General features: G+C 75.3%; 4 protein-coding genes and 1 pseudogene. 4 read left to right on the top strand and 1 reads right to left on the bottom strand.

Annotated elements, in window-relative coordinates; all coding sequences use genetic code 11:
- The 3 genes from CRM73_RS18430 to CRM73_RS18420 all read left to right on the top strand — a co-directional run.
- On the top strand, positions 1–433 hold a 433-nt coding region (locus CRM73_RS18430; protein ID WP_229588703.1), incomplete at its 5' end, for an NTP transferase domain-containing protein.
- A gap of 39 nt (positions 434–472) precedes the next feature.
- Positions 473–769: a DUF6457 domain-containing protein gene (locus tag CRM73_RS18425; RefSeq protein WP_051063815.1), complete on the top strand. Its 297-nt coding sequence runs from the start codon at positions 473–475 to the stop codon at positions 767–769.
- The gene (locus CRM73_RS18420; protein ID WP_109222263.1) at positions 769–2,136 is read left to right on the top strand and encodes a molybdopterin molybdotransferase MoeA; all 1,368 of its coding nucleotides are present in this window, start codon (positions 769–771) and stop codon (positions 2,134–2,136) included. The genes CRM73_RS18425 and CRM73_RS18420 overlap by 1 nt, the downstream gene beginning before the upstream one ends.
- 70 nt (positions 2,137–2,206) lie before the next feature.
- On the opposite strand, the gene CRM73_RS18415 is transcribed toward CRM73_RS18420, so the two are convergent.
- Positions 2,207–2,707: a DUF456 domain-containing protein gene (locus tag CRM73_RS18415; protein ID WP_035925832.1), complete on the bottom strand. Its 501-nt coding sequence runs from the start codon at positions 2,705–2,707 to the stop codon at positions 2,207–2,209.
- 156 nt (positions 2,708–2,863) lie between these two features.
- Here CRM73_RS18415 and CRM73_RS18410 point away from each other — a divergent pair.
- A pseudogene (locus CRM73_RS18410) lies at positions 2,864–4,099 on the top strand (copper oxidase); the annotation flags it as partial.

Genomic DNA, 4,099 nt, shown 5'->3' with positions numbered 1-4,099 from the left:
CGTCGGCCCGGCGGACCCGGCCGTCCCCGCGCACGTGCTGCGCACCCGGGAGGACCCGCCGTTCTCCGGCCCGGCCGCGGGCATCGCCGCCGGGCTGCGCGCCCTCGACGCCCTGCCCGCCGCGCAGTGGACCCTGACCCTGGCGTGCGACATGCCCGGGGTGTCACGAGCCGTGCCCCTCCTGCTGGAGGCGGCCCGGACCGGTGACGGCGCCGCCGGCTACGTGTCGGTCCCGCCCGACGGCCACCGCCAGCCCCTCGCCGCCCTCTACCGCAGCGACGTGCTGCGCCGGGCCTTCGCGGGGCAGGACGCCGCGGACCGGTCCGTGTTCTCGTTCGTGCGCGAGCTCCCGCTCCGGGACGTCACCGTGCCCGAGGACGCCACCGCGGACGTCGATACGTGGGACGATGTGCACAGGCACCACCTGACCTGACCACGAGCGGGCGGCCCCACCGCCCGGGAGGAGCGGCGCATGCCCAAGGACCTGAGCCCGTCCGAGCACGAGATCCTGGAGCGGTGGGTCGAGGCCGTGCGGGCGGCCCTGGACGTGCCCGACGCCGGCCTCCCCCTGGACGCCGTGCTGGGACTCACCGGCAGGATCGCCCACGGCACCGTGCGCCCCGCCGTCCCGCCCACCGCCTACCTGCTCGGCTACCACGTGGGCCGCGCCGCGGCCGCGGGCGAGGACGAGCGCCGCGTCCTGGACCGCGCGCTGCAGACCGTCGACGGTCTCGTCCCCGCCGCCCGCCGAACCCCCGAGGAGAACTGATGTCCGGACTGCCCCTGCCCCACGACACCAACAGCCCCTACACGCACGCGCTGCCCGTCATCGAGGACGACAGCGGCACGCCCGAGAGCGCCCCCGAGGAGGTCGAGACCGTCCACGACGCCGACTGGCACCGGGCCCGGCAGTTCTCCTACGACATCGCCACCGCGCTGCCCAGCCACTGGCTGCCCCTGCAGGAGGCGCTCGGCGAGGTCCTCGCCGAGGACGTCACCGCCCCGATCCCGGTCCCGCACTACGCCTCCTCCGCCATGGACGGCTACGCCGTGGCCGGCCCCCAGCCGTGGACGGTGGTCTTCCCCGAGCCCGTGGAGACCGACCCGCGCAAGATGCTGACCATCCCGCCGCGGGAGCTCTACCGCCCGGTGCTCAATCTCGAGCCGGGCGAGGCCACCCGCATCGTCACCGGCGGACTCGTCCCCGCCGGGGCCCGGGCCGTGCTGCGGGACGAGTACGCGCAGCTGTCCGAGGAGGGCACCGTGCTCACGATCGCGGCCCACGCCCCCTCGGCCGAGGACATCCCCTACGGGCAGAACATCCGCCGCACCGGCGAGGAGGTCGCAGCCGGGGACGTCATCCTGCACGCCGACTGCCTGCTCAACCCGGCGCACATCGCCTTCGCCGCCGTCAGCGGCCACGACATGCTCCCGGTCCGCCGCCGTCCGCGCGTGACGATCCTGCTCACCGGCAGCGAGGTGGTCGAGGACGGCATCCCCGAGCCGGGCCAGGTCCGGGACGCCTTCGGACCCCAGCTGCCCACGTTCGTGGAGATGCTGGGCGGGTCCGTGGACCAGCTCCGGCGCGTCGAGGACACCGCGAAGGCGATGCTCTCCGCCCTGACCGAGGCGCCCTCCGGCATGGCGTCGGTGCTCGACGCCCGCACCGAGGTGGTCATCACCACCGGCGGGACCGGGCACTCCGACGCCGACCACGTCCGGTCGGCGCTCCAGGAGCTCGGGGCGGTCTTCCTGCTCGACGGCCTCGCCCAGCGCCCGGGCCACCCCACGTTCCTGGCGCGGCTGCCCGAGGACGGCCCCTTCGTGGTGGGCCTGCCCGGCAATCCGCTGGCCGCGATGACCAGCATCTTCACGGTGGCCCAGCCCCTGCTCGCCAAGCTGCACAGCGACCGGCCCCCGGCCACGCGCACCCTGCCGGCGGCCGAGGACCTGCCGGGCCAGAAGGTCACCGCCCTGGTGCCCGCCTACCTCCGGGACGGGACGGTCGCCCCCCGGGACCGGGTCGGCGCGAACATGCTCCGCGGGCTCGCCCACGCGGACGTCATCGCCGTGGTCCCGCCGGGCGGCGTGGCCGCCGGGCAGGACGTCGAGGTGGTCCCCCTGCCCTGGCGCTGACGCGCCGTGGGACGCCGAGGGCCCGGACACCGCTGGTGTCCGGGCCCTCGGCGTCCCCGGCTTCGCGGGCTCAGGCGGTCGTGAAGAGGACCAGCGCGCCCAGCACGAAGACCGTGGAGGCGGCGAGCGCGCACGCGAACTCCACGACGATCCCCAGGCCCGCCGCCTTGAGACCCGCCCAGCTGGAGTCCAGCGCCGCCCGGAGGTCCCGCTGGCGGGCGGTCTCGCTCAGCAGCAGGCCCACGAAGAACCCCACGAAGATCCCGACCACCGGGATCACGAACAGGCCCACCACGGCGCCGGCCGCGGCGTAGAGGAGGGAGCGGTTGGGGATCTGCCGGCGCTTGAGCCGGGTGCCGGTGAGCACGGCGCTCGCGGCCATCCCGGCGATCGCCAGCGCGGAGCCGATCCCCAGCACGGTCCAGCCCTCGACCGCCTGGACCGTGAGGGCCCAGACGAGGAGGCCGACCACGATCAGGATCGAGCCCGGCAGCACCGGCACGATGATGCCGAGGCACCCGACGACGAGCAGGGCGGCGGTGATGAGGGTCGCGATGATCTCGGCAGTCACGCCCTCATCGTAGGCGGCACACCCGGCGACAGCCGCACCGTATACTAGTATCTGATCCGCAAATTAAATGGGCAGGTGAGCTCCGTGCACGCATCCGCACGCCCCCGGGGACGGACGTCCTGGCACCGCCGGGCCGGCAGACCGGTCCGTCTGTGGATGGCGGCCCTGCTCCTCGTCGTGCTCTTCCACCGCTGGCTCCCGGAGACGCGGTGGCTGCTGGTGCACCTCGTCACCCTGGGGCTCGTGACCAACTCGGTCCTGGTGTGGTCACAGCACTTCACCGACTCCCTGCTGAAGAACCGGGTGCCCGACGACGCCCGGGGTCGGCAGCTGGCCCGGATCGGGCTGCTCAACGCCGGCACCGTGCTGCTCGTCGTGGGACTCCTCACCGGCTGGTACGTGCTGGTGCTCGTCGCCTCGACCGCCGTGGGCGCCGCGGTGGCCTGGCACGGGGCGGCCCTGCTCCGGCAGCTGCGCACGGCGCTGCCGTCCCGGTTCGCCGTCACCGTGCGCTACTACGTGGTCGCGGCCTTCCTGCTGCCGGTGGGCGCGGTCCTCGGCGCGCTCCTGGCCACCGGTCCCGCCGGCGCCTGGCACGCGCGCCTGCTCCTCGCCCACGAGGTCACCAACGTCCTGGGCTTCGTGGGCCTGACCGTCGCCGGGACCGCGCTCACCCTGTGGCCCACGATCCTGCGCACGCGCATGCCGGAGCTCTCCACCCGGGTCAGCACCGCGGCGCTGCCCGTGCTGACCGGGGGGCTGGTGCTCACCGGGACGGCGGCACTGGCCGGGTCCCCCGTGCTCGCCGCGGCGGGCCTGGCGGTCTACGCGGCGGGGCTGGGCGCCGTGGTCGCGGTCATGGCCCGGACCGCGGTGCGGGCCCGTCCCTCCGACTACGCAGGCTGGTCCGTGGCCGCCGGCGTCCTGTGGTGGACGGTCACCGTGGTGGCTGCCGTCCTCGTGGTGGCCCTGCACGGCTTCGACGCGGCGGCGCTGGGACAGCTGACCGTCCCGTTCGTGGCCGGCTTCCTGGTACAGGTGCTGCTGGGGGCCATGACCTACCTCCTGCCGGTGACCATGGGGGGAGGGCCGGCGACCGTGCGGGCGGCCCACCGGGCCATCAACCGCGCCGGGACGTTCCGCGTGGTGGTCGTCAACCTGTGCGTGCTGCTCTTCGCGCTCCCACCGGGCGCGGTGCCCTCCTGGGTCCGGGCCGTGGTCTCCGTCCTGGGCGCGGCGGCGCTCTTCGCGTTCGTCCCGCTCATGGTCTCCGCCGCCCGGACCTCGCTGGCGGGGCGCCGGACGGCCATGGCCCGCCGGGCCGGGGAGCCGGTGCCCATGTCGGAGGCCGTCGCCCCCGCCGCGCCTCCGCGGCCGGCCCGCGAGGCGCTG

Source organism: Kocuria sp. CCUG 69068, from assembly GCF_020833785.1.
Taxonomy (GTDB): domain Bacteria; phylum Actinomycetota; class Actinomycetes; order Actinomycetales; family Micrococcaceae; genus Kocuria; species Kocuria rosea.
The sequence above is the reverse complement of the archived record's forward strand: the minus strand, read 5'-3'. Positions and strand labels throughout refer to the sequence as shown.

Bases quoted from the DNA above. Each gene is read 5' to 3' on its own strand.
- CRM73_RS18425 (WP_051063815.1), top strand. From the start codon at position 473: ATGCCCAAGGACCTGAGCCCGTCCGAGCACGAGATCCTGGAGCGGTGG.
- CRM73_RS18420 (WP_109222263.1), top strand. From the start codon at position 769: ATGTCCGGACTGCCCCTGCCCCACGACACCAACAGCCCCTACACGCAC.